Source organism: Microbulbifer mixtoriginis (SeqCode) (assembly GCF_052467945.1).
The window spans coordinates 3842658-3864543 of sequence record NZ_CP174328.1 but is presented as its reverse complement, the minus strand read 5'-3'; the positions used below and the strand labels follow the sequence as shown (position 1 = coordinate 3864543).

20 protein-coding genes are annotated in these 21886 nt (G+C 46.3%); 14 read left to right on the top strand and 6 right to left on the bottom strand.

Annotated features, from left to right (window positions below; all coding sequences use genetic code 11):
• Window positions 1–2: 2 nt before the first annotated feature.
• Window positions 3–1229, bottom strand: coding sequence for a hypothetical protein (locus ACJJIJ_RS16675; RefSeq protein WP_444937936.1), 1227 nt, complete (start codon window positions 1227–1229; stop codon window positions 3–5).
• Between the two features lie 225 nt (window positions 1230–1454).
• Here ACJJIJ_RS16675 and ACJJIJ_RS16670 point away from each other — a divergent pair, with 225 nt between their 5' ends.
• Genes ACJJIJ_RS16670 through ACJJIJ_RS16645 form a run of 6 tightly spaced genes read left to right on the top strand, consistent with a single transcriptional unit; the run spans window position 1455 to window position 7470 of the window.
• Complete coding sequence (locus ACJJIJ_RS16670; RefSeq protein ID WP_444937935.1) at window positions 1455–4070, top strand: HzsA-related protein; 2616 nt, start codon at window positions 1455–1457, stop codon at window positions 4068–4070.
• A gap of 3 nt (window positions 4071–4073) precedes the next feature.
• Window positions 4074–4964, top strand: a complete 891-nt coding sequence (locus ACJJIJ_RS16665; protein WP_444937934.1) for an SH3 domain-containing protein — start codon at window positions 4074–4076, stop codon at window positions 4962–4964.
• Window positions 4934–5587 carry an outer membrane beta-barrel domain-containing protein gene (locus ACJJIJ_RS16660; protein WP_252083674.1) on the top strand — a complete coding sequence of 218 codons (654 nt, stop codon included), beginning with the start codon at window positions 4934–4936 and terminating at the stop codon, window positions 5585–5587. The genes ACJJIJ_RS16665 and ACJJIJ_RS16660 overlap by 31 nt, the downstream gene beginning before the upstream one ends.
• 36 nt (window positions 5588–5623) lie before the next feature.
• Window positions 5624–6100, top strand: a complete 477-nt coding sequence (locus ACJJIJ_RS16655; RefSeq protein WP_444883052.1) for a TlpA family protein disulfide reductase — start codon at window positions 5624–5626, stop codon at window positions 6098–6100.
• A 4-nt stretch (window positions 6101–6104) separates the two neighbouring features.
• The gene (locus tag ACJJIJ_RS16650; protein WP_020414172.1) at window positions 6105–6323 is read left to right on the top strand and encodes a DUF4266 domain-containing protein; all 219 of its coding nucleotides are present in this window, start codon (window positions 6105–6107) and stop codon (window positions 6321–6323) included.
• Complete coding sequence (locus ACJJIJ_RS16645) at window positions 6310–7470, top strand: DUF3570 domain-containing protein (RefSeq protein ID WP_444889158.1); 1161 nt, start codon at window positions 6310–6312, stop codon at window positions 7468–7470. The genes ACJJIJ_RS16650 and ACJJIJ_RS16645 overlap by 14 nt, the downstream gene beginning before the upstream one ends.
• 76 nt (window positions 7471–7546) lie before the next feature.
• On the opposite strand, the gene ACJJIJ_RS16640 is transcribed toward ACJJIJ_RS16645, so the two are convergent.
• Together ACJJIJ_RS16640 and ACJJIJ_RS16635 are read right to left on the bottom strand one after the other, a co-directional pair.
• The gene (locus ACJJIJ_RS16640) at window positions 7547–7864 is read right to left on the bottom strand and encodes an antibiotic biosynthesis monooxygenase family protein (protein WP_444937933.1); all 318 of its coding nucleotides are present in this window, start codon (window positions 7862–7864) and stop codon (window positions 7547–7549) included.
• A gap of 4 nt (window positions 7865–7868) precedes the next feature.
• Window positions 7869–8201 (bottom strand): NIPSNAP family protein, encoded by a 333-nt coding sequence (locus tag ACJJIJ_RS16635; protein ID WP_444887444.1) that lies wholly within the window; start codon window positions 8199–8201, stop codon window positions 7869–7871.
• 86 nt (window positions 8202–8287) lie between these two features.
• Between ACJJIJ_RS16635 and ACJJIJ_RS16630 the strand changes: the two genes are divergently transcribed.
• The 6 genes from ACJJIJ_RS16630 to ACJJIJ_RS16605 all read left to right on the top strand — a co-directional run bounded on the left by ACJJIJ_RS16630 (window position 8288) and on the right by ACJJIJ_RS16605 (window position 16065).
• The gene (locus tag ACJJIJ_RS16630) at window positions 8288–8974 is read left to right on the top strand and encodes an ArsR/SmtB family transcription factor (RefSeq protein ID WP_252083669.1); all 687 of its coding nucleotides are present in this window, start codon (window positions 8288–8290) and stop codon (window positions 8972–8974) included.
• 173 nt (window positions 8975–9147) lie between these two features.
• On the top strand, window positions 9148–9771 hold the full coding sequence (locus tag ACJJIJ_RS16625; protein WP_444937932.1) for a GDSL-type esterase/lipase family protein: 624 nt from the start codon (window positions 9148–9150) through the stop codon (window positions 9769–9771).
• A gap of 141 nt (window positions 9772–9912) precedes the next feature.
• A complete protein-coding gene (locus ACJJIJ_RS16620) occupies window positions 9913–11304 on the top strand; it encodes a pyridoxal phosphate-dependent decarboxylase family protein (RefSeq protein ID WP_444937931.1) in 1392 nt (463 codons plus the stop codon).
• A 186-nt stretch (window positions 11305–11490) separates the two neighbouring features.
• Window positions 11491–11832 carry a hypothetical protein gene (locus ACJJIJ_RS16615; RefSeq protein ID WP_252083666.1) on the top strand — a complete coding sequence of 114 codons (342 nt, stop codon included), beginning with the start codon at window positions 11491–11493 and terminating at the stop codon, window positions 11830–11832.
• A 65-nt stretch (window positions 11833–11897) separates the two neighbouring features.
• Window positions 11898–12833: an alpha/beta fold hydrolase gene (locus tag ACJJIJ_RS16610; RefSeq protein WP_444888952.1), complete on the top strand. Its 936-nt coding sequence runs from the start codon at window positions 11898–11900 to the stop codon at window positions 12831–12833.
• Between the two features lie 1384 nt (window positions 12834–14217).
• Window positions 14218–16065, top strand: coding sequence for a VCBS domain-containing protein (locus ACJJIJ_RS16605; RefSeq protein ID WP_444937930.1), 1848 nt, complete (start codon window positions 14218–14220; stop codon window positions 16063–16065).
• 315 nt (window positions 16066–16380) lie between these two features.
• Here the strand turns inward: ACJJIJ_RS16605 and ACJJIJ_RS16600 are convergent, their stop codons facing one another.
• Window positions 16381–17157, bottom strand: a complete 777-nt coding sequence (locus ACJJIJ_RS16600; RefSeq protein ID WP_444887439.1) for a DUF2884 family protein — start codon at window positions 17155–17157, stop codon at window positions 16381–16383.
• A gap of 197 nt (window positions 17158–17354) precedes the next feature.
• Here ACJJIJ_RS16600 and ACJJIJ_RS16595 point away from each other — a divergent pair, with 197 nt between their 5' ends.
• Window positions 17355–19748, top strand: a complete 2394-nt coding sequence (locus tag ACJJIJ_RS16595; RefSeq protein ID WP_444937929.1) for a zinc-dependent metalloprotease — start codon at window positions 17355–17357, stop codon at window positions 19746–19748.
• Between the two features lie 66 nt (window positions 19749–19814).
• Here the strand turns inward: ACJJIJ_RS16595 and ACJJIJ_RS16590 are convergent, their stop codons facing one another.
• The gene (locus tag ACJJIJ_RS16590) at window positions 19815–20639 is read right to left on the bottom strand and encodes a transglutaminase domain-containing protein (protein ID WP_444889168.1); all 825 of its coding nucleotides are present in this window, start codon (window positions 20637–20639) and stop codon (window positions 19815–19817) included.
• Between the two features lie 4 nt (window positions 20640–20643).
• Entirely contained in the window at window positions 20644–20874 is a 231-nt protein-coding gene (locus ACJJIJ_RS16585) for a DUF350 domain-containing protein (protein WP_252083660.1), read from the bottom strand.
• 123 nt (window positions 20875–20997) lie between these two features.
• On the opposite strand from ACJJIJ_RS16585, the gene ACJJIJ_RS16580 reads away from it, so the two are divergent.
• Complete coding sequence (locus ACJJIJ_RS16580; protein WP_252083659.1) at window positions 20998–21885, top strand: SPFH domain-containing protein; 888 nt, start codon at window positions 20998–21000, stop codon at window positions 21883–21885.
• Window position 21886: the final 1 nt, after the last annotated feature.

Genomic DNA, 21886 nt, shown 5'->3' with positions numbered 1-21886 from the left:
TATTAATCTCCCGCGCAATAAACCGCAGTATCGGCGTATACCTGCTTCAGTTTGTAACCGGAGCTGCTGAAGTTGTTAGTGATGGCTTCTATACGTGCACGATCATTGGCATCTTCAGGATCACGCAAACACACCTGGCGAAATACTTTAGTGACTTGGCAGCTGGCGAAAGCACGACTGTTGGCCAACTCCTCACCGAGAGACTTTGCCCCATTACCGCTACCGGATAGGACACTATTCCATCCAAGATGCAGGTTGGGGCCCTCACGCCAATAGTTGTCCCAGCGATCGTCGGGAAGCTGGTATCCGTGGGGAAAGTTTGCCGCATTAATGTGGTTTTTAGCTTTCACGCGACTGCCGGTTTCCGGATCTGTATCTCCTGCACCGTTATAGTCGAGTGCCCCGTTGTTGCCCTCTGGGTCATTGTCTGCATCGTAGACATAATCGTAATAGGCGAAGGCTTGGGCCATAGGGTCCATACCGCTGTGACAGCTGACGCAGTTGTTTTGAAATACCCGGCTATCCCCCCCTGGACTGCGACTGACATCCTGGCGAATTCGATCCGGTGAACGTGTGCTGTCTTGCACCTGCTCCATATCCCGGCACATATGGTTGAGCATGGTAAAACGGAACATGGCGCGGTTGGTGCCAGCACTAAAAAAGGCCTTTGCTGCGGCACGACTGGTAATCACACCGGCAGTAGCATCGGCCGGAAGCCCATTAAGGGAAGACTGACTTTGTCTGGTGAGATTTTCTTTCAGGGAATAACCACCAGCTTCCAGAGCTTCGTAGTGATTATTGTTGCTGGTACTGTAACTTGGCAGCCCGGAGACATTTCCGGTATACAGAATATTTGCTGACAGTAATTGGCGAAAATCCATATCGTCCCGGACCATACCAATAACGGTTGCGCTGTAATCATTTAACGGCGCAAACACATCCTGTTCCTCGTTAGTCCAAGGTGTGGCCAGGTTTTTCAGGGTCACATTGTAAAAGTCATCGTGTTGCATTGCCGTATAGGCAGCACTGGCAGGATCGCCATTGGCGATGTCCTCGGCCATATCCAGCAATACACTTTCAGAGGGAATGGTGCCGGTGATACGGCTGTGAATTTGCAGAGCCTGATCCTGAGGGGCCGCAAGGGCTGGGGCACTCCAAAGGCCGGCCCCGATTATTGCGCCTACCACTGTGAGCTGGATCACACGCGCTCGAGACGAATTATTTTTCATTGGTTTATTTTGTCGATGGGGTCAGTGGGGTATGTCAAGGCATACTAAAAGCGAATTTCAGGACTGTCAGAATGACTTTTAATATTTGCGTCCCAGTTGGCAAACTTTTTGTGCGCAACTTGCGAGAATTACCCTCGGCGGCAAAAACCGCACACAGAAATAATTAAGGGCCTTCTGCAAATATTACCGGCATGTTGCTGGTGCCTATGCTGGGTAGAAAAAATAATGAAATCTTTGCGTGCAGTGCCACTACTACTGTTGGTGGCTGCTTGTAGTGGTGGTGGCGGTTCCTCTAGTAGTGGGGAGCAGGCGGAAGATCCTGTAGTGGTGGATTACCCTATTGCCTTCGTGCGTCGCCAGCTTAATAAGGATGATGAAGGAGCCCTAGAGCAAGATAACCAATACCAGCCCCAGGATTTTTTCCCCGGTGCTGAACTGATTCTGAAAGATCGTGCTACAGCAAGTGCTGCAGAGACAGTAATTACCGCAGAAATTTTTACCGGTGATTACGATGTTAAAGATCTCAATACCTCCGCAGATGGACAGCGTTTGGTATTTGCCATGCGCGCACCAGAATTAGAAAATGTTGATGACGATGAACAGCCTACTTGGAATATTTGGTTATATGATCTTGAAACCAAAGAGCTGAAAAGAGTCATACAGACCGATCTGATTGCGGAGGAAGGGCAGGATGTTGCCCCTGCATTTTTGCCTGATGGGCGTATTGTATTTTCCTCTAGTCGCCAGCGTCGTGCCCGCGCTTTGTTATTGGATGATAATAAGCCACAGTTTTCTGCCCTGACAGATGATCAGGATGAGCCCGCTTTTGTTTTACATGTGATGGAGGCGGATGGCAGTGATATTCGTCAGATCTCTTTCAATCAGAGCCACGATCTCAATCCCACAGTACTGAATAATGGACGTATCCTGTTTAATCGTTGGGATAATGCCGCCGGTGTAGACCGCGTAAGCCTATATACCATTAAACCGGATGGTAGTGACTTATCTTTTCATTATGGTTATCACAGCCAAGAGACCGGCACTGAAAATTCACTAGCCACTTTCTCCAGGCCGCGTGAAATGCCTGATGGCCGCTTACTGGTCAACCTACGTTCGCCTTCGGGAGTAAGTTATGGCGGCGATCTGGTGGCTATTGATGGAATCAATTACAGCGAAGCCTATAGTGAAGCCGGCGGTGAGGGGGATCTGGTTGGTCAGGCCTCTATCGCCTTTGCTGAGGTCACAACTGATGGAACCCTCTCTCCCCATGGCACATTCTCCACAGCTTGGCCTTTCTACGATGGTACCAGCAGGTTGTTGGTATCTTGGAGTGAATGCCGCATTGTGGAGGAAGAGACGGAACTGCTACGACCCTGCCCAGAAACCTTAGGGGAAGAAGAGGAACCGGTATTAGCTGATCCTCTTTACGGCCTGTGGATTTATGACTACGTGGCAGGTACTCAACTACCTATTATCGTCGCGGAAGAGGGTGAAATGATTTCCGAGGGGGTGACACTGGAGCCCCGCACGGAGCCGGCTTATATTCCCGACCCAATTCCTGGAATAGACGTAGATGGCGATCTAGTGCAGGAATCTGTGGGTATTTTGGATATCCGTAGCGTCTACGATTTTGATGGTGAGGATATAGCGGGAATAGAAACTCTCGCTGATCCTGCTATGACTACTGCCGATGAGCGTCCCGCACGTTTTCTCCGTATTGTAAAAGCTGTAGCGATCCCAGATGACGACACCCTGGACTTTGACGGTTCGGCTTTTGGTCGCAATCGCAGTCAGGGTATGCGTGAAATCCTGGGCTATACGCCTATTCAACCGGATGGTTCGGTACGGGTCAAAATACCTGCCGATACTCCCTTTGCAATATCAGTGATAGATGCCGAGGGTAAGAGAATTTTTGAACAACACAATAACTGGTTGCAGTTACGACCCGGTGAGGTACGCAGCTGTGTGGGCTGCCATACCAGTGAGAGTGAAGTGGCTCATGGTCGCGTTGATATGGAGCTGGAATCTGCCTGGAGTGGGTCTCCTACTTCAGCGGCGCCATTTGTAAATACCGAGCCTGCATTACTGGCGGAAATGGGTGAAACCATGGCGCAGTTATTGGCTCGGATTGTTGGAGAAGCTGGATTAAAAGGGGATATACACTTTTCTGATGTCTGGACCGATCCAGCAGTTCGCGTTAAAGACACTGATATTTCTCTGGCTTACGCTGATTTATTGACTGAAATCCCCGCTCCATTAGCCTGCCTGGATAATTGGGGGAGCAGTTGCCGCAGTGTTATTCATTACGAGCAGCACATTCAGCCAATCTGGGATCTGCCACGTCAAGTTGTGGATAATGCCGGTACGGTAATTAGTGATAATACCTGTACTGCCTGTCATTCACCAGTAGATGCCGCTGGTGCTACACGAGTTCCCGCCGCGCAGCTGGATCTGACCGCAAGCGCGTCTTCTGTGAACGATGCTTGGTTTACCTCCTATGCTGAACTACTAGTTGATAGCCCGATATTGGATCTTGTCGGTGGAATTTTAACTCCACGGCTGAGGCAGGAGACGGATAACCAGGGCAACCCGGTATTTGAAACCGATGAAGATGGTAACTTGATTCTCGATGCCAATGGAAATCCTATACCGGTGATGATCGTTGTAACTACTTCTTCTGTCATGGCTGAAACTGCTGCAGAAAGTGCTTTTTTTCCTATCTTTTCGACCGGTGGTGCGCATACGGGACTCTTAAATCCGGCTGAACTACGGTTAATTGCAGAGTGGCTGGATATCGGCGCTCAGTACTATAACGATCCTTTTGCGGCACCGGCTGACTGATCCATGTCTATTTTAAAGAATTATCTTTTTATTTTCCTGCTGTTCGGAGCCAACTTCCTTTCTTCCTTTGTATTTGCAGAGGAAGTTGGCGAAACACAATCGATCGAGAGTCTGAAGGTCGGTGAATCTTCGGGAGATGTCTCTGAGGGATTCCTCTCGGTAGAGGAAAAATCAGAAGCGGTAATTCCCACTGCGATCAATGTGGTGAGCAAGATACCGGATGACGCAGAGCAAGTTACCGTTGGTAATGCATTTATCAATATGTATCGAGGCCCCGGCCGGGGTTATCCGATTTTTCATGTGGCTGAATATGGTGAAAAAATTTGGCTGCTTAAACGCCGTACTGATTGGGTAAAGGTATTGGCTGCGCACAATAAGACTGGCTGGGTACGAGTTGCGGATTTGCAAAACATTTATGGTGAGGAGGGTGAGCTGGTGCGGGTTTCCCTTCCCGATTTTAGAAATGTGCAAGCGGGTTTCTTTTATCTGGGCTTATCCTATGGCGATTTTGCCGGAGCTAATTCCTTGGCGACAAGAATCGGTTACCAATTTACCGCTAATTTAGCTACCGAATTGCGTGCTACTCAGGCAGTTGGTGAATTTTCGGATAGCCAGGTTTATCAAATGGCAATACTGCATCAGCCGTTCCCGCGTTGGCGATTATCCCCCTATTTTCTACTTGGTGCTGGTCTAAATATCACATCACCTAACGCAACCATTATTGCTACGGAAGATCGTCAGGACACAGTAATGCTGGCAGGCATAGGCATAAAAACGTATCTATCGCGCCGCTTTGCCATAAAAGCGGAATACACAAACCACTACCTGCTCACCTCGCGGGAAAATAATCAGGAGATAGTCGAGTGGAAACTTGGTTTCGACGTATATCTGTAGGCACTGCAACCCTATCCGCGCTGTTCAGTGCTCAGGCCTGTGTCGCCCAGCAAGGTGAAGACGTTATTGCAGATATTGTCGTTTCAGACTTGGAGCGTCGTGAGGTACGTGATGCACTGATCGACAGTGAAAATATTGAATTGGGCATCTTTGCCGGAGTGATCAATGTAGAAGACTTTGGATCTAATGCCCTCTATGGCACCTCTGTTTCCTACCATATTACTGAAGATATCTTTATGGAAGGCACCTATGCGCAAACTGAGTTGGGTGAATCCAGCTTTGAGCGTTTAAGTGGTGCTGCTCCTCTGTTGACCGATGAGCAAAGGGAACTTAGCTATTACAATTTCTCTCTGGGTTGGAATATTTTTCAAGGAGAGTACTTCATTTCAGATGATTGGGCATTCAATACGGATTTTTATCTGGTGAGCGGTGCCGGCAATACCTCTTTTGCAGATGAAGAGCATTTTACCTACAACTTTGGTGCTGGAGTGCGCTTGTTGGCCAATGATTGGTTGGCATTACGCTTCGATGTACGTGATCACGTATTTGAACATGAATTATTTGGTGAGGCACAATCCACTCATAATTTGTCTACCCAATTAGGTTTTACTGTATTTTTCTAGTTTTTTTAAAAAAAATAGTCAATAAGGATTTTTAATATGTTACGACTCGTTGCTGCTTTTATATTACTAATATCGTCGATAGGTATTAGTGCCGCAGAACCATCCCGAGATTTTACGCTGGCTTCTAACCAAGGCGCGAACCTGCGCCTGGCGGAGCAGCGCGGTGAAGTAATTATGCTGAATTTCTGGGCATCCTGGTGTGGACCATGCCGCCAGGAAATGCCTTTACTAGATCAGTTGCACGAGCGTTATTCCGCCGCTGGATTCCAGGTTTGGGGCGTAAACGTAGATGCACATCGATCTGATGCAGAGAAATTACTGGGAAAAATACCGGTGGACTTCCCCATCTTATTCGATAGCACCAGTGAGGTGAGCAAAATGTACGGTATTGATGCTATGCCGAGTACTGTTTTTATCGACAGAGATGGCAATGTTCGCCATATCCATAAAGGCTATCGCGATGGCGATGAGGCAGCTTATAAGAAAATCATTAAGGAATTAATCCGGGAGTAATAGAATGTTGCGCTACTTGTTGCCGCTGTTGGCGGTATCGCTATTCAGTGGCTGCACAGTAACGCCCTGGGTGGCTCCTTATGAGCGTCAATATCTGGCGGACCCGATTATGGGTTTTGAGAGAGATCCAGTCGCCGCCAGTTATATGAACCATGTTTATGAAGCCCGCGAAGCGGCCAGGGGAGCCGAAGGTGGTAGTGGAGGCGGATGTGGTTGTAACTAAGTTGTTACGTTATTTCTTTACAGTAGGGTTATTTTTGCCTACTTACGCTTTTGCTGCCGTGTTACCTGAGGAGCGAGCTGATAATCTGTACCATGCCTATAGTGGTGGAGGGGTGACCATTGATGGCCCTTCAGTGTTAATTCGTAAGAATATCGGCAACAATATTTCCTTTTCTGCTAATTACTATGTGGATATGATTTCTGGGGCCTCTATTGATGTTGAGGCAACCGCGAGTGAATATTCTGAGCAACGAGATCAATATTCCCTCGGTGCAGACTACTTGGTAGATAAAACAACAATTAGTGTTGGTTATACCAATAGCTCGGAGAATGATTATGAAGCAGAAACAGTTGCTTTTGGTATCAGCCAGGGATTCTTTGGCGACCTAAGTACTATTGATCTTCGTGTTAGCTATGGTAGCGATGATGTATATCGAAACGGTGATGAAAATTTTGCTGATGAAGCAGAGCATCGTCGCTATGCTCTCAGTTGGAACCAGATACTTTCACAAAAGTTGATTGCTGAAGTGGGCGTTGAGACGGTCTCCGACGAGGGATTTCTCAATAACCCTTACCGCAGTGTACGCTACTTGGACCCAGCTTCTGGTACTGGGTTTAGTTACCAGCCTGAACTCTACCCAAGAACACGCAACAGTGATGCCGTTTCTATCCGGGCTAAATATCGGCTGCCTTACCGTGCATCATTAAAAGGGGAATATCGCCGCTATGCGGATAGCTGGGGAATAACGGCGGATAATGTCGAGTTCCGTTACACCCACCCACTGAAAGAGCGTGATGAATGGATTTTTGAAGGTAAGATACGCTATTACCAACAAACCAGTGCCGATTTTTATAGCGACTTATTTCCCTATCTGAACGCCACTAATTTTCGCGCGCGAGATAAGGAGATGAGTAACTTTACCACCTTGGCCTTTGGTTTGGGGGTTTCCTATGAGCTACCGCAGCGTTGGTCTTTATTCAATCGAAAGAATAACATCAGTTTCTACTGGGATCATATTCTATTTGACTACGAGGATTTCCTCGATGTTACGGTGCATGGTGATAGTACGGCTATTACTCCGGGAAGTGAACCTGCCTATAGTTTCTCTGCGAATGTTATTCGTCTCTTCTGGACTGTGCGCATTTGATATTTTAAAACCCCCTCAATGGGAGAGTATGCTCCCCCATTGAGGATAGTGGTTGAATTTGGAAGAAAAGAGCCAATTACTGATCATCGGCTCGATGAATATCGTAATCCTTTATTACTGTGGCAATCCGTATCCGGTAGTGATCAAAGAAACTGACTCTACCCAATTTCTGAGCTTCCCGATGTTGGTTCTGGCGCTTCCAGGATTGTACGGCTTGCTCGTCCCGCCAAAAAGAAAGTGAAAGAAAGTTATCTGGGTTGTTGAGGCTCTGGAATCTCTCCACCGAGATAAATCCATTTATATTTTTGAGATACTTTCTCAGTTTCCGGGCCTTGGAAAAGTAGACTTCTTTGCTGTCATTTTTAGGTTTAACTTCAAAAATTACCGCGATCACCAGTTTATCCTCCCCTCAAGCGTATATAAGTAGATGGAACTGCTGTGAGGAATGAGCGCTTTTCCTCCAGAATAAATTGTTGATTTTGAGCAAATAGAAAATTGTCATGGCCACCTTCCGATGATTTCAGTCGTATTCTATATTTCTCATAGCTCGCCAGACTATCGAAACTAATCAGGCCAAATGCACGGTTATTGGTGCCTTCATAGGGTAGAAAATAGCCTATTAGCTCTCCTCCACATTCAGGGATAATTTTGCCCCAGTTCTCCGCATACTGTCTAAATTTATCGAGCTGATAGGGATTAATACGATACTCGATAAAACAGGTGATCGTCATAGGTTTTGCCTCTGTTTGGAATTCATTGCATTCTATGACACTAATTTTTTTATGCTTCGATCTACAACGAACTATCTGGTGTGCCTATGGAGCCTGATATATCTCTGGTGGCGGGTTTGATTGGTGATAAGACTCGCTCGAAAATGCTAATGGCATTGATGGGTGGCAAAGCCCTGACGGCAACTGAGTTGGCCTGTGAAGCTGATATCAGTGCTCAGACAGCGAGTACGCATTTATCCAAACTCACCGAAGGGGGTTTACTGGTGGTGCGTAAACAAGGGCGTCATAAGTATTTTCAATTGCGCGATTATGAGGTAGCAGAGTTACTAGAGAAACTACTTAATATCGGTAGTACTCCGATGCAAGGAAGTATTGATACTGGTCCTAAAGACCCCGATGTTAGGAAAGCTCGAATTTGTTACGATCACCTGGCAGGAAGTCTCGGCGTAGCCCTATACGACTCTCTAGTGGCAGAAAGTGTCATCATCGAAGAATTTCAGAGTACGAAATTGACTGAAAACGGCAAGAAATTTTTCCGTAATCTAGGTGTTGATATTGGTGGATTGAAAAATACTCGGCGTCCATTATGCAAGTCTTGTCTAGACTGGAGTGAGAGGCGCAATCATCTGGCTGGCACCCTGGGTCAATGGATATTAGAGGATGCATTTCGAAAAAAATGGGCACGAAGGAGGGTGGATTCTCGTGTGATCGATTTCTCGAGCCTTGGGCTTAAGAAATTCCTGCATAACTATCGAATATCATTTGATTGTTGAATCTTGGTGCAGGCGGTAAGAGGGTATATTAACCGCCTGTTAAATTATAAATTTAATGCTATTTTGAATGGCGGCTCTTTAAGACCTTGTTTCATATATTGTTGGAGCTCTATTTTTTATTGGTGATGACCTCTAGCGAATATATAAGTTAATTTACCTTATAGGTTATTCCTGTGAATAGAAGAGTACCCAAAAAAATCGCTTTTATTGGTTCCAGTTCTATCTATGGTCGAGGTGATACCGAGTTGGGCGGTTTCGTGCAAAGGATTCGTTTCCGCTTCGAACCTTTGAATCCCAAAAACCTAGTCTACGCCCTGGGAATATTTGGTGAAAATGTTGTATCGCTTACTCAGCGGGTATCATTGGAACTTTCTGTGAGAAGGCCACATTTAATAGGGCTTTACCCCGGTTTTAATGATATTTGTCGCATTGGTGGGGCAGAAGCACAGAATACGGTAACTCTAGATTTTTTTCGTCAAGCGATGTTAGAGCTACTGCAAGCATCTAATTCGATTGCCCCCAGCTTTGTAATGACGGGTATTCCTTTCGATGAGCAGAGAACAACGCCTTATCGTGACAGTGATAGTTATTTCTTTCGTAAAGATGCACAGCTTTATAGTCAGGTGGTGAGAGAAGTTGCCTTTAATGAGGGAGTCCCTGTGCTGGATTTTGAAAGTTTATGGTGCGCACTTGAGATTATTCCACTGCTTTCTGAGGATGGTCTCCATGCTAACCCGGCTGGGCATCAGTTACTTTGTGAGCAAACCTGGGATTTTATTTCGAGAAATTATTTATAGAACGTCTACTTTGATTAGATATGCGTTGAAGTTCTTTCAACGGTTTATATCTGATCGATATTTTTAATTTTTGTTGCGAAATTTCCATTGTCGCCTAAGAATGTTGAAGAAATTTGATAAAAGGAAGTATGAGGTGGATAGATGGGAAACAATAAAGTCACCAGTAATTTAGAATCGTTGAAAGCTCTATCTGAGGCAGCGCGGTGTGCTGAGGAGTATATTTCTGGTATTCGAGAACAAAGAGTCAGCCCATCATCTTTGGAGTTGACTGAGTTGGAAAGATTAAACTCCTCCCTGCCTAACAAGGGGCAGGATGCTCAGCAAGTGATTGCAGATCTCCATCATTACGCCTCCCCCGCCACTGTGGCGAGTACCGGTGGTCGCTTTTTTGGTTTGGTGGTTGGAGGTTCCACACCTGCGGCAATGGGGGCCTCTATTTTGAATGCGGCCTGGGATCAGGTAGCGGTACTCGAATCATCGGCACCATCGGCCATTTTCTTGGAGCGAATAGCCGCCCAGTGGCTGCTGCAATTATTAGAGTTGCCAGAAGAAAGTAGTGTTGGATTTACCACTGGTTCCTCTATGGCAAACATGGTGTGTTTGGCTGCAGCGCGCAACCGTCAATATGAGAGAATGGATATTGATTTGGCGAGAACGGGGCTCGCCGGAGCCCCACCGCTGAGGATTGTCGTCTCTGCAGAATCACATGTCACAGTGCATAAAGCCCTTTCGATTCTCGGTATTGGCAAGGATCAATTGGTGAAGGCTCCTTGTGACAATCAGGGCCGTGTGCGGGTGGACACTTTTCCCGAGCTGGATGAAACCACCATCGTGTGCTTGCAGGCAGGTAACGTGAACTCTGGTCATTTCGACCCCTTTAAAGAAATTATCCCGATGGCCAGGGCGGCCGGGGCCTGGGTACATGTAGATGGCGCCTTTGGCTTGTGGGCGGCGGCATCACCCAAGCAGCGGCACCTGACTGCGGGAGTGGCGTTAGCGGACTCCTGGGCGGTGGATGGGCACAAATGGCTAAATACACCCTACGATTGTGGTGTTGCTATCTGTAGTGAAGCCCAGATGGTACATCGTGTTATGACTACTCAGGCGCCATATTTACAGGCTGGGGTTCAGGTGCCACCGAAGGATATGGTTCCCGAATTTTCCCGCCGTGCCCGAGGTGTTGAGGTCTGGGCGGCAATTCAGGAGATGGGCAGCGAGGGGGTGGCCGCTCTGGTGGAGCGGTGCTGTGGATTTGCCCGTCAGTTTGCTGATGGACTGGCCAAATTAGGCTTTGAAATTCTCAATGAGGTCGTGCTGAATCAGGTAGTGGCCAGTATCAATGACGAATCCGCTTTGCAACAGATTGTGCGTATAGTGCAGGAGGAGGGTGTGTGCTGGTTTGGTACTACTGTGTGGCAGGGTAGAGTGGCGTTACGTCTCAGTGTCTCGTCCTGGGCAACTTCGGCAGAGGATATTGCTTTGTCACTGGATTCTATTCGCCGAGCAATGGAACAGGTGCTTGAGGCCAAGTGATTCTAATTCCCGCTTGGAGAGATCAACTTTTGGGCGTTGCCACTCTGTGCGGTGGCAATACTGACTAAGCGTTGTGCTCGTTTTCCCTAGAGGATTCAGAACTCCACTGCTGAATGCAGTCTATCCTTCTGGTTGGCCCATGAATTTTAAAGTGGGCTGAACTGAGAACATTGGCGCATGGAGCAGATGAGCGATTACCCTAGAGCACTGGAAATCACCTTCGATTCGGTGCGCAATGTTGGCTTGGCTGCAGCCTTGCTGGGGGCCGCAGCGGTGATTATTCAGGCTCCCTCTCTTGCATTTAATCTCAATTGGTTGGCCTATACCGAAGCGGCACTGCTGGCTGGCTTATCTGCAGTATTGCAGTTATTAAATCTTGGCGCCTGGTTTCTGTCTATGCGTCGTCTGGGCTATAACCGGTTTTGGCTTACCCTGGCCGGCGGCCTATTTATGATTTTATTGATGCACTTTTATGTGGCTGTTGCTTCGACCAGTCTTAAAGGACTGACTTTCACTTCGATGAATTGATCCTTTATCAGATCACACCGTTTTTATAGACAAGCAGCACGGGCCAGGGAGACCCTGTCGTGAGTATGACATTCTGGATTGTTTTAATACTTTTACTGATTTTTGTCTGGTTACTGGGGATCGCTTTTTTTAGCCCAAATCTGAACCGTAATGAATTGTCCAATTTTTCCTACAACCAGTTGGCTTTTGCCGATGGTTTCTCGGTGAATTATCGGGAAGTTGGCAGGGAGGGGCGTCCGTTGCTGTTGTGCTTTCACGGTGGTGGTGATTCCTTAGGGGGTTGGGGGGAGTGGGCAAAAGTTTTGGCTAGGGATTACCACCTGATATTGGTGGATCTCCCTGGCCATGGGCTCACAGATCCCTTGCCGGGGGGCACCTATACCCCCAAACACCTGGCGGATTTTATTGGGCGCTTCATTGAGGCAATGGGCTTAGAAAAGTTTGTGTTGGTTGGCCATTCCTTTGGAGGCAACGCAGTATTGCGATACCTGATTGAACATCCCGATGCTGCAGAGGCTGCCATCTTGATTGCACCGGGTGGTTACCAATGTGGCAAGGGGTTGGAAATGCCTCCGGCTATGGCACGATTTGTACTTAGTCACTGGGGGCGACGCTTTGTCTCTCATCTGGGTAGCCGTGGGTTGCTTAGAAGAATGTTAAAAGCACGGTTTTTCTACAACCCAGCGGCGCTGCCTGAAAAAATGGTGGAACGTATCTACCTCCTCTCCCGTTATAAAAAAAACCGGGGAACAGTTCTTAATTTGGTGGCTAATGCCACTGTAAATTTTCAACCACTTAACGGTCTTGAAAATATCAAGACTCCCACTCTGTTTATTTGGGGTGCGGATGACCACATTATTCCCTTGGAGGTGGGTCGCTATTTTTCAGGTAAAATATCTGGCAGTCAATTGATAGCTTATGAAAATATTGGGCATATGGTTCATGTTGAAAATGCAAAAACCAGTGCCGATGATGCAATTAAATTTATCAAAGGGTTGTAGTGATTTTTGCTAAAGTGAAAAACAACAAAAAATTTAGTGGGTGCCTACCTGGAATTTATATTTATTTTAATGGTAGATTAAATATCCACTTGGATTGTTTGCCTGCTGAAGTTCAGTTTTTGATAAGAATAAATAAAAAGTTAAAGGTGAAATATATTTGTACTAGATGCTGGCAATGTTGGAATTGGAGAAAGTTCTTCAGTTAATCCTATTAATTTTCCCCCATCGCAATATGGCCCAAGACTTGGATTGGCTCAGTAAAGTGTTGGTGCTATGAAAGCTATGGATGTGTTTAGGATAGTGAATTTTGTCATGCGGAGACACGTGGTTATTAGGCACCACTTTGTCATGGGGGAATCCGCTATGCGGGCTGTGCTGTGGCGGAAGGCGATAATATTGTTGTTTCTAGTAATCCTACCTATAACAATGGCGCACATGTTGTGGTGTGTAATTATTTTTCCTTGGTAGATAAAAGACACCGTATTCCATTAGTTAATGGTTTAAGCTGTGAAGATTTTAGAATCTGCCAGAATTATGCTGTTTGCTCTTGCGTTGACAATATGTGTACAGGGGGAAAGCCAAAGATTGGAATGTTTCAGAAAAAATAATCTTGTAGATCATTATGGCGATGGTTTGGATGGAGGTATTGTACCTTGGATTGTTTATAACCCTTGGCGATCATCACTACAAGTGACTGAATTTAAATATAGTTTAGCTGACAATAAGATAATTTACCCTGGATTTAATATATCAAGAATGGTGGTGTGCATCACTATAAGATATTTCGTGATGAGGATTTCCTGGCAGAACTCGCCGTCTAAGTTACAGTGATTTAGAAGCGAAATAATATAAACTGTCGCTATAGAATAATTACTGTAGACCATGCTGGATAAGAGAGGCCTTCTGGTTGTCTGGATATGCTCCCTGAATAAATTGAGAAAGTACTTGCCTTAGGTTGAGTAAGTTAAAGGTAAATAAGTGTCAATTTTTTATGAGGTCTAAGCTTTCTTTATAATGTGAGTATGTATCATTTTTGTTTTCTTTTTGAAAGTGAAAGCTCTTTGAAGCTTATATGATATCTGTTTGCCAAATGAGTTTATAAGTTGAAGGGTTTAATTAAAAGCTAAAAGTTTTCTATCTATTTATATTTGGTTTTTTTAAAGGTGTGCATTTGATGAGTAAGATGTGTGGGTGGGATCTCTATTAAGTAGCGTTCTTTTTTCTCGTTCATGTGATTTATCTTTTTCTATTGTTCGTTAATTGGAAACAAAGTTAAGCCAATATTGAAACAATAATATCTAATAGATTTCACAGAATAGAGGGCCATCATTAATATAATCCGTCGGGATTTATACCAAGCACAACTATATTCACCGAGACTGATATGAGTGAGCTATTTAAGCTGATCACAGCTATTTCTTTATCCGCATTTCTGGTTGCCTGTGGGGGGGGCGGAGGCAGCTCTAATAGTGAGGAAGATAATAATCCTGGGGTTATTGATAATAATGGCGGTGGGACCTCTGATCCTGATCCTGATCCTGATCCTGATCCTGATCCCGATCCCGATCCCGATCCTGATCCTGATCCCGACCCTAGTCCCGATACTATTAGTGGCGGTGAAGGTAGCGTTAGCGAGGATAATGAGACTTCTACCTCTGGCAAGTTGATTGATAGCGTTGATGCCAAGCAAATTTTTGGAAAGCTTACTGAATGGGGAAAATACGGTCTGCTTGATGTTTCTCTTGATGGTACCTGGAGCTATACCCTGGATGCGGGCCTGGCTGACCCCTTGAGCGCTGATGAATTGGCAATTGATGAATTTATGGTTGGTGTTGGAATAGGTGATGACATCACATTAATTACTATTCAGGTGACAGGTGCGGATGATGCTTACACTTTTAGCCCTGAATCCCCTCTTGCTACTTTACTCGTGGGGAGCAGTGAAGAAGCCAAGGGTACTCTGAAAATCATAGATGTCGACAGCAATACCCCAGGATTTGTTGAGAGTAGCATTGCTGGGAATTATGGTGATTTTAGTATTACCGACGTCGGTGACTGGGAATATACCTTGAATGACACAGCGCAGAGTCTCAGTTCAGGGGATGCGGTCACAGATACCGTCACTTTCACATTAACTGATGGTGCTGAAAAATCTGTTGTTTTTTCTGTTGTTACTGTTGACCCTAATGGCAATGGATCCTTTGAGCTCTCATTGGAACAAAAGCGCGTAATGCTGGATACCCACAATGAGTATCGTCAAAGGTGTGCTATGGGAGAAGCTGGTGAGGGTAACGGCCCAGAGAGTTCCGGTAATATGCAGACACTTTTCTGGGATGAGGCTTTGGCCAAGATGGCGAAGGAGAGAGCTTCTGCGTGTTATTTTGGACACTTTAATGAAGCGGAGGGAATTAGGCAATCTTTCGATAAAGTTAAAGATGAAGTCTCTTTTGTGTTGCCAGCAGGTAATATTGAAATTGGAGAGAATGTTTCAATCAATATTTTCAATCCGCCGGCATCGCAATATAGCGCTGAAACATGGGCTGGTTCAGTTGAATCCTGGTACGCTGAAAGTAATTCTTATGATTGGGATATGAAATTTTGTCATGATGAAACATGCGGACATTGGGCCCAGGTATGCCATGGAGAAACCCGCTATGTAGGCTGTGCTGTAGCGGAATGCGATAGTATTGTTGGTTCTAATAATCCTGCCTACAACGATGGCGCACATGTACTGGTCTGTAATTACTTTCCTTCGTTGAATAAAGGTGACATTCCCTTCACTGATGGATATGGATTTAAAACTTGCAGGACGTGTCTTAATTATGACCTTCCTTTCTGTGTAGACAATATGTGTACCGGAGGAATAGCCAAAAACTGGAATGCTTCTGAGAAGAAAAATAAGAATATTGATCAATGTACCGATGGCTTAGGTAGGGATATAGTACCCTGTACTTATGGTAACCATCCTCCGCCCGCTCAAGTTACGGGGTTCAAATATACGGTCTCTGATTGGCAGGTAAATTTGTCCTGGAATGAAACCATCAGGAATGGTGGTGTGCATCATTATAAGATCTTTCGTGGAGAGGAACTTATAGATAAAACACGTCAATTATCCTATAGGGATTCTGATGTGGAGCAGGATGCTACTTATCGATATAAAATCATTGCGGTAGACCATGCTGGTCAGGAAGGCTTGCCTACTTATTTGGATGTAAGTACTAATTCAAATTAGTGAAGAGTAAAAGTTAATATGATTTGAGGGCGGGGGAAGCCAATATATGGTGGAGTTCAAGCTCTCAATTCATAATTGCTTAAAAATTTTACTGGCCGAATATTACTTTTATATTTTTACTGTTGAGTGTTGACTGGTTATTGTATAAAAATAATTTTAATGGGATATTCAAGTTGGATTCACCTACAGAATATTTTCAAGTGCTTCCTCATTAGATGAGGATGGTCTTTGCTTTTTATAGCAAATCGAGGGAGTTTTCCTTAGATAAAAAAGGGCCGCATAGCGGCCAGGTTTGGGGGGATAAAAGAGGTAGAATTATTTTATTTTAACCAAGTCGTAATCACCCAATGCGGGCACTGTCAGGTGAATTTTTGATTCCAGTCGGTCGATGGATTGCAGGGAAGCACATAGCTGCTCAGCAGTGTGTTCAATTTGCTCAGCGCGTTGTTCCAGTAGTTCTTCCGCTTCCTCGGTAACACGCTCCTCAATACTCTGACCGCCAGTGAAGGCTGCCTTGAGTGCGTGCCAGGCAATAGTTCCTGCGGCATCCTTGGCCAAGCGTTCGATGCGGGGCTCAAATTCTTTGGAAATCGTCTCGTCGATAAAGTTACCAATCTCAGTATCGCCGAGATAGTAGATTTCTCCCTCGCGATTGAGACGATCTTCGGTGCGCTGGATTAAATCTGCAGAGAACTGCTTAAGCTCCTGATTTTCTGGATGATCTGGCCCGGCCAGGGCGCTAATAGCAATAGATAAGCCATCCATAGCGATATCTACGGCCTCTAAAGTGACTAGCAAGGTATCACGGCCGGCTGCATGCAGTTTTTGGCGATATTCCTGTAACAGCTCTTGTTGTTGATCATCCAGGGTGATCATGTCTCCATTTACTATTAGCTGTGCAGGTGAGTGAAAAGACACCAATTGCTGCTTATCGCTATCCTCGTGTATTTCGAAAAAATCGGACCCCACTTTTACGGTGTAATCCAGGGTGGACTCACAGTTGTCAGTATCGATATGAATGGACTCAAGCGCCATAACTTGGCTGGCTCCACCCAGGCTGATCAGGGCTGATATCGCAAGTGGCTTCCACATATTTATATCTCTGTATTGTACCTTTCCCATTGAGACGAGGTAGGGGCTGTGAATAGATGCAGAGAATAGGAAAAAAATTGCAGGTTATTTTTTATACAGATCGGGACTTCTCTAAGTGCTACCCTAGGCCGCGGTCCAATGCGGTGATGGTGCTGCAGGGTATTGGCTCTAAATAATTAAGAATTGGGGGATGGCAAATGTCATTCAGCAGGCAGTTGATGGCTCTGTGCTTAGTGTTGTTAAGCACAGTGGCTCGGTCTGGGGATATCGCCGAGTACACGGCGGATATGCGCAAGTACAGTGGTTATCACGATTTCTATTGGGATGAAAACAGCGGTCGGGTGCTGTTGCAGATTAATGAGTTTGAGCGTGAACTGCTGCTTCTCACCGGTCTGGCCCAGGGGCTTGGATCCAACCCTGTGGGTCTGGACCGCAATCAGATAGGCGAGAGCCGTTTGGTTAAGTTCCAACGTGTGGGTAACAGGGTGCTAATGCACCAAGTGAACGCCAACTATCGCGCTGAATCAGAAAACCTGGCAGAACGCCGCGCGGTGGAGGAGGCTTTTGCCTCTTCTGTGCTCTGGGGTTTTGAAACCTTGGCACAGGAGGATGGCGTTGCCCTGGTGGACTTTACCCCCTTCCTTTTCAGCGATCAGCACGGTATTAGTGCTCGTTTGAAACAGGCGGAGCAAGGCAATTACTCTGTGGATAAGTCCAAGTCCGCAATCTACTTGCCCCGCACCAAAAATTTCCCCAAGAACAGTGAGTTTGAGGCTCAACTGACTTTTTCTGGTAACAAGCCTGGTAAGTATTTGCGTGAAGTGGTGCCAACTCCCACTCTGGTTTCGCTGCGTCAGCATATCTCTCTAATAGAGCTTCCTGATAAACAGTACCAGCCGCGGGTATTTCACAGCCGCAGCGGTTATTTCCCCTTCACTTTCCGTGATTACGCTACGGCAATTGACCAGCCTCTGGATCAGCGCCTTATCTACCGGCACCGCCTGGAGAAAAAACCGGGTAGTAATGAAGTGGTTGAGCCTATTGTTTATTACGTGGACCCCGGTGTGCCGGAGCCTGTACGCAGCGCGTTGGTAGAGGGAGCCAGTTGGTGGAACCAGGCTTTTACTGCAGCCGGTTATAAGGACGCCTTCCGCGTGGAAATCTTGCCGGAAGGTGTAGATCCGCTGGATGTGCGTTACAACGTAATCAATTGGGTACACCGCTCCACCCGCGGTTGGTCCTATGGGTATTCTGTTTTTGACCCCCGTACCGGCGAGATTCTCAAGGGTAATGTAACTCTGGGCTCCCTGCGTGTACGCCAGGACTTTCTAATCGCCCAGGGGCTTTTGCAGCCATATTCCGATAAATCTGCTAATACCCAGGCCTTGCAGGCGATGGCGTTAGCTCGAATTCGTCAGCTGTCTGCTCACGAAGTGGGGCATACCCTGGGTCTTGCGCATAATTTTGCCGCGAGTGCCGTAGAGCGCGCTTCCGTGATGGATTATCCGGCGCCGCTGATTGCTCTGTTGGGCACCGAGTTGGATTTCTCCGAGGCATATGCCACTGGTATTGGCGATTGGGATAAGTTAGCAATTCGCTATGGCTACGGAAACAGCGGGGAGGAACAGTCCTATCTGGATAGCATCATCGAAGAAGCGGAGAAGCAAAAGCTGCGCTTTATTTCTGACCCCGATTCCCGCGCGATAAACAATGCTCATGCAGCCTCCCATTTATGGGATAACGGCAGGGATCCCCTGGAAGAGTTCAGCCGTTTAACCGAGCTGCGCCGCCATGCTCTGGATAATTTCTCCCGCGCGGCAAATCCCAAATCCGCACCTCGCTCTGACCTGGAGGAGACCCTGGTGCCAGTTTACTACGGGCATCGCTATCAGGCCGAAGCCGTGGGCAAGTTGATTGGTGGGCTGGATTACGATTACTTATATAACGGCGCTGAGCAGAATAGCTACACGCTAGTACCGGCTGAGCGCCAACAGCAAGCCATGGATGCGCTAGTTGAAACTCTGTCGCCAGAATTTTTGGCATTGTCAGAACAGGTTCTTCAGCTAATTCCCCCCAAATCCTATGGTTATGAACGCACCAGGGAGAGTTTCCCCTCTCACACCGGTGTTGCCTTCGACGCAGTGGCTTTGGCCGAAGCAGCAGTGGGTCACACCCTGTCGATCCTGATGGATCCACAGCGGGCGGCACGTATGGATCAGCAGAATGCACGTAGTAGTGAAATTCCTGCATTCGATAGTTTATTAGAGAGGCTTACCACAGGAGCTCTGGATAATGAACAGTATTCCGGTTTACAAGCGTCAATTCACCAGCGTATCAACCATGTATACATCCAGAAGCTGATGCTGCTTGCTGGTGATCGTGCAGCTGCCGAATCGGTACGAGCCAAAGCACAATTACAGCTGGCAAAATTCCAACTGGCGCTTGGACAGAAAAAATTATTTGGTGATGATTCACAGGGATACAATGCCCATTATTATTTCCAAGCCAAACGCATAGAATCTTTCATGCGCGGTGAACTTGAAGTAAAAGCCGGGGATATTAAAGCGATGCCACCGGGTTCACCAATCTGAGTCTTGTCGCGTTTGAGATTAAGCCTGGGATCACCCGGAATAATTACCGGGTGATCCCAGGCAAGATCAGCTGCGAATGAACTGAGATTTTTTTATCCAGTGACTGCCGCGATACTTTCTCGTAGAGGCGGAATTTCGTTTTGCCCAGAAGAAATGGCGATTAAACTGGAACTCTACTTCATAACCTTCTGCCAGGGCTGCCAATGGCATCGCTTGCCAGCTGGTCTGACGCCGCTTGCTGGTGGCTTCCAGTAGGTACTCCTGGCCATCCAAGATGGCAACTACCCAGGCGTGTCCCTGGCCTTTGTGTGTCCCCAGTGCTACTCGTGCGTCCACGCCCAGCTCAATCAGCCAGTCGGCCAGTAAGATGGCATGATCTTCGCAGTCGCCGCGCTTTTGATAATAAGCCTGACGGGATGTCTGCCAGATATCGGAAAGTCCGGCATACTGTAGATGGTCGTACTGATACTCCTTTTGCATCGCCAAAGTATATAGCGGTACCCAAAGCTCGCGGGTTTGGAAAGGTTTGAAGCCCACCAGGTAACTATTGGCAAAATGGTGCTGTTTATCCAGCCCTCTTGCAGTGGCTGTGACTGCCTCTAGCCCTTGCCAGTTCCAGATGGAAACCTGTGCGCTCTCCTCAAGAGAACGCTTGGCCACTACCTGTTGGATCGTTTCTTCCGATAGTGGATAGCTGGTACCCACTACTCTTACCACCCCATTTTGGCGATCTATGGTGTCAGCGTTAGTAGAACCATAGGCCCTACTTGCTGAATTGAGGGGCTGCTTTGACGAAGGTTTTAATTCAGGCTTTTGAATTGTATTGCGTAGAATTTCTGGCAGCGTTAACAGCACAGAGAAAATAAGCAAGGGGACAATCCATTTATACACGTTTTTACCCTTTCAATCCGAAAGAAATAATGATGGCAACAAAAATCAGAATTGTGGACGCAAAGATAGAAACTGCGATATTGCCATTTTTCAATTCACCTTCGATGTCTACTGTACGTAGCAGTTTTTTGTCGATTGTTATTAAGGCGATTATTCCAATAAAAAGAGCCAAAACTGTGTAGATTAGGTTGATGCCGAGATTAAATAGTGTTGCGGTTATAAATTCTAATTGCATATTTTTTATTTCGATAAATCAGATTTAAATTTTACCGATTATAACATCTTTTACTTAATTTCTCTGTCTTGTTGTATGTGAGTAAATACAATATCTTGTTTTTTTCATTGATTGGTGTTGAAAATGCGTTTTGTTTCAGTTGCGGGCCTGGCGGCTTCCCTTTTTATGTTATCCGCTTGTGGTGAGCGGGTAGAAGTGCCGCCTGCACATGTTGGCAAGGTGTTAACGGAGAGTGGCTACAAGCCCGAAGTGGTACCGCCTTCCAAGTTTCGCTTGGATATGTGTATGTTTTATTGTGACAAGTTGGTCACAATGACAATTGCAGACTTTGGTCATTTGGAAAAATTTAAAGTCTTTATGCCCAAAGATCAGCTTAATATGAGCTTTGATGTACGTATGACCGGTGCCATCAGTAGAGAGGCTATCGATAGTGTTTTCGATCGTATTCCGCCTGACAATGACAATATTTCGGTAAATCGCGTTTATGGTACTTATGCACAGCCGGTAATTAGAGATGTGGTACGCCGTGTTGTAGCCAAGTACTCCATCAATGAGATTGCTTCAAGCCGAGAGTCTCTGAGCCACGAGCTGTTTAATGAGGTATCCAAAGCCCTAAAAGGCACACCCATAGAGATTAAGCGTTTGGGACTGGCGGATATACAATTTCCTAAGGTCATCACTCAGGCTAAAGAGCGTGCGGCCGAGCGCCGTGAACTCATAGAGCAGGAAAAAGCTCAATTTCAGATTCAGAAGATACAGATGGAGCGCGATTTGGAGAGGGAAAAAATGAATCGTGCCATTGCCCGTGAAAAAGCGATTGGACAGAAAGAGGTCAATGATCTGCTTGCCAAATCGGTGACGGATAAATATCTGGCTTATAGAACCTTGGAAGTCCTAGATAAAATGGCTGAGTCAAACAACAAGGTATTTTTGCCTGTAGAGGCATTGGGGACCATCGGCATGCAACACGCAGTCCTTAATGATCAAGTAAAGCAGGTGGCTGGTAAATAGT

Excerpts from the sequence above, each read along its gene's own strand:
- ACJJIJ_RS16665 (WP_444937934.1), top strand. The coding sequence starts at position 4,074 with ATGTCTATTTTAAAGAATTATCTTTTTATTTTCCTGCTGTTCGGAGCC.
- ACJJIJ_RS16580 (WP_252083659.1), top strand. The coding sequence starts at position 20,998 with ATGCGTTTTGTTTCAGTTGCGGGCCTGGCGGCTTCCCTTTTTATGTTA.
- ACJJIJ_RS16615 (WP_252083666.1), top strand. The coding sequence starts at position 11,491 with ATGAGCGATTACCCTAGAGCACTGGAAATCACCTTCGATTCGGTGCGC.
- ACJJIJ_RS16595 (WP_444937929.1), top strand. The coding sequence starts at position 17,355 with ATGTCATTCAGCAGGCAGTTGATGGCTCTGTGCTTAGTGTTGTTAAGC.
- ACJJIJ_RS16585 (WP_252083660.1), bottom strand. The coding sequence starts at position 20,874 with ATGCAATTAGAATTTATAACCGCAACACTATTTAATCTCGGCATCAAC.
- ACJJIJ_RS16605 (WP_444937930.1), top strand. The coding sequence starts at position 14,218 with ATGAGTGAGCTATTTAAGCTGATCACAGCTATTTCTTTATCCGCATTT.
- ACJJIJ_RS16635 (WP_444887444.1), bottom strand. The coding sequence starts at position 8,201 with ATGACGATCACCTGTTTTATCGAGTATCGTATTAATCCCTATCAGCTC.
- ACJJIJ_RS16630 (WP_252083669.1), top strand. The coding sequence starts at position 8,288 with ATGGAGCCTGATATATCTCTGGTGGCGGGTTTGATTGGTGATAAGACT.
- ACJJIJ_RS16670 (WP_444937935.1), top strand. The coding sequence starts at position 1,455 with ATGAAATCTTTGCGTGCAGTGCCACTACTACTGTTGGTGGCTGCTTGT.
- ACJJIJ_RS16610 (WP_444888952.1), top strand. The coding sequence starts at position 11,898 with ATGACATTCTGGATTGTTTTAATACTTTTACTGATTTTTGTCTGGTTA.
- ACJJIJ_RS16600 (WP_444887439.1), bottom strand. The coding sequence starts at position 17,157 with ATGTGGAAGCCACTTGCGATATCAGCCCTGATCAGCCTGGGTGGAGCC.
- ACJJIJ_RS16675 (WP_444937936.1), bottom strand. The coding sequence starts at position 1,229 with ATGAAAAATAATTCGTCTCGAGCGCGTGTGATCCAGCTCACAGTGGTA.
- ACJJIJ_RS16655 (WP_444883052.1), top strand. The coding sequence starts at position 5,624 with ATGTTACGACTCGTTGCTGCTTTTATATTACTAATATCGTCGATAGGT.
- ACJJIJ_RS16620 (WP_444937931.1), top strand. The coding sequence starts at position 9,913 with ATGGGAAACAATAAAGTCACCAGTAATTTAGAATCGTTGAAAGCTCTA.
- ACJJIJ_RS16650 (WP_020414172.1), top strand. The coding sequence starts at position 6,105 with ATGTTGCGCTACTTGTTGCCGCTGTTGGCGGTATCGCTATTCAGTGGC.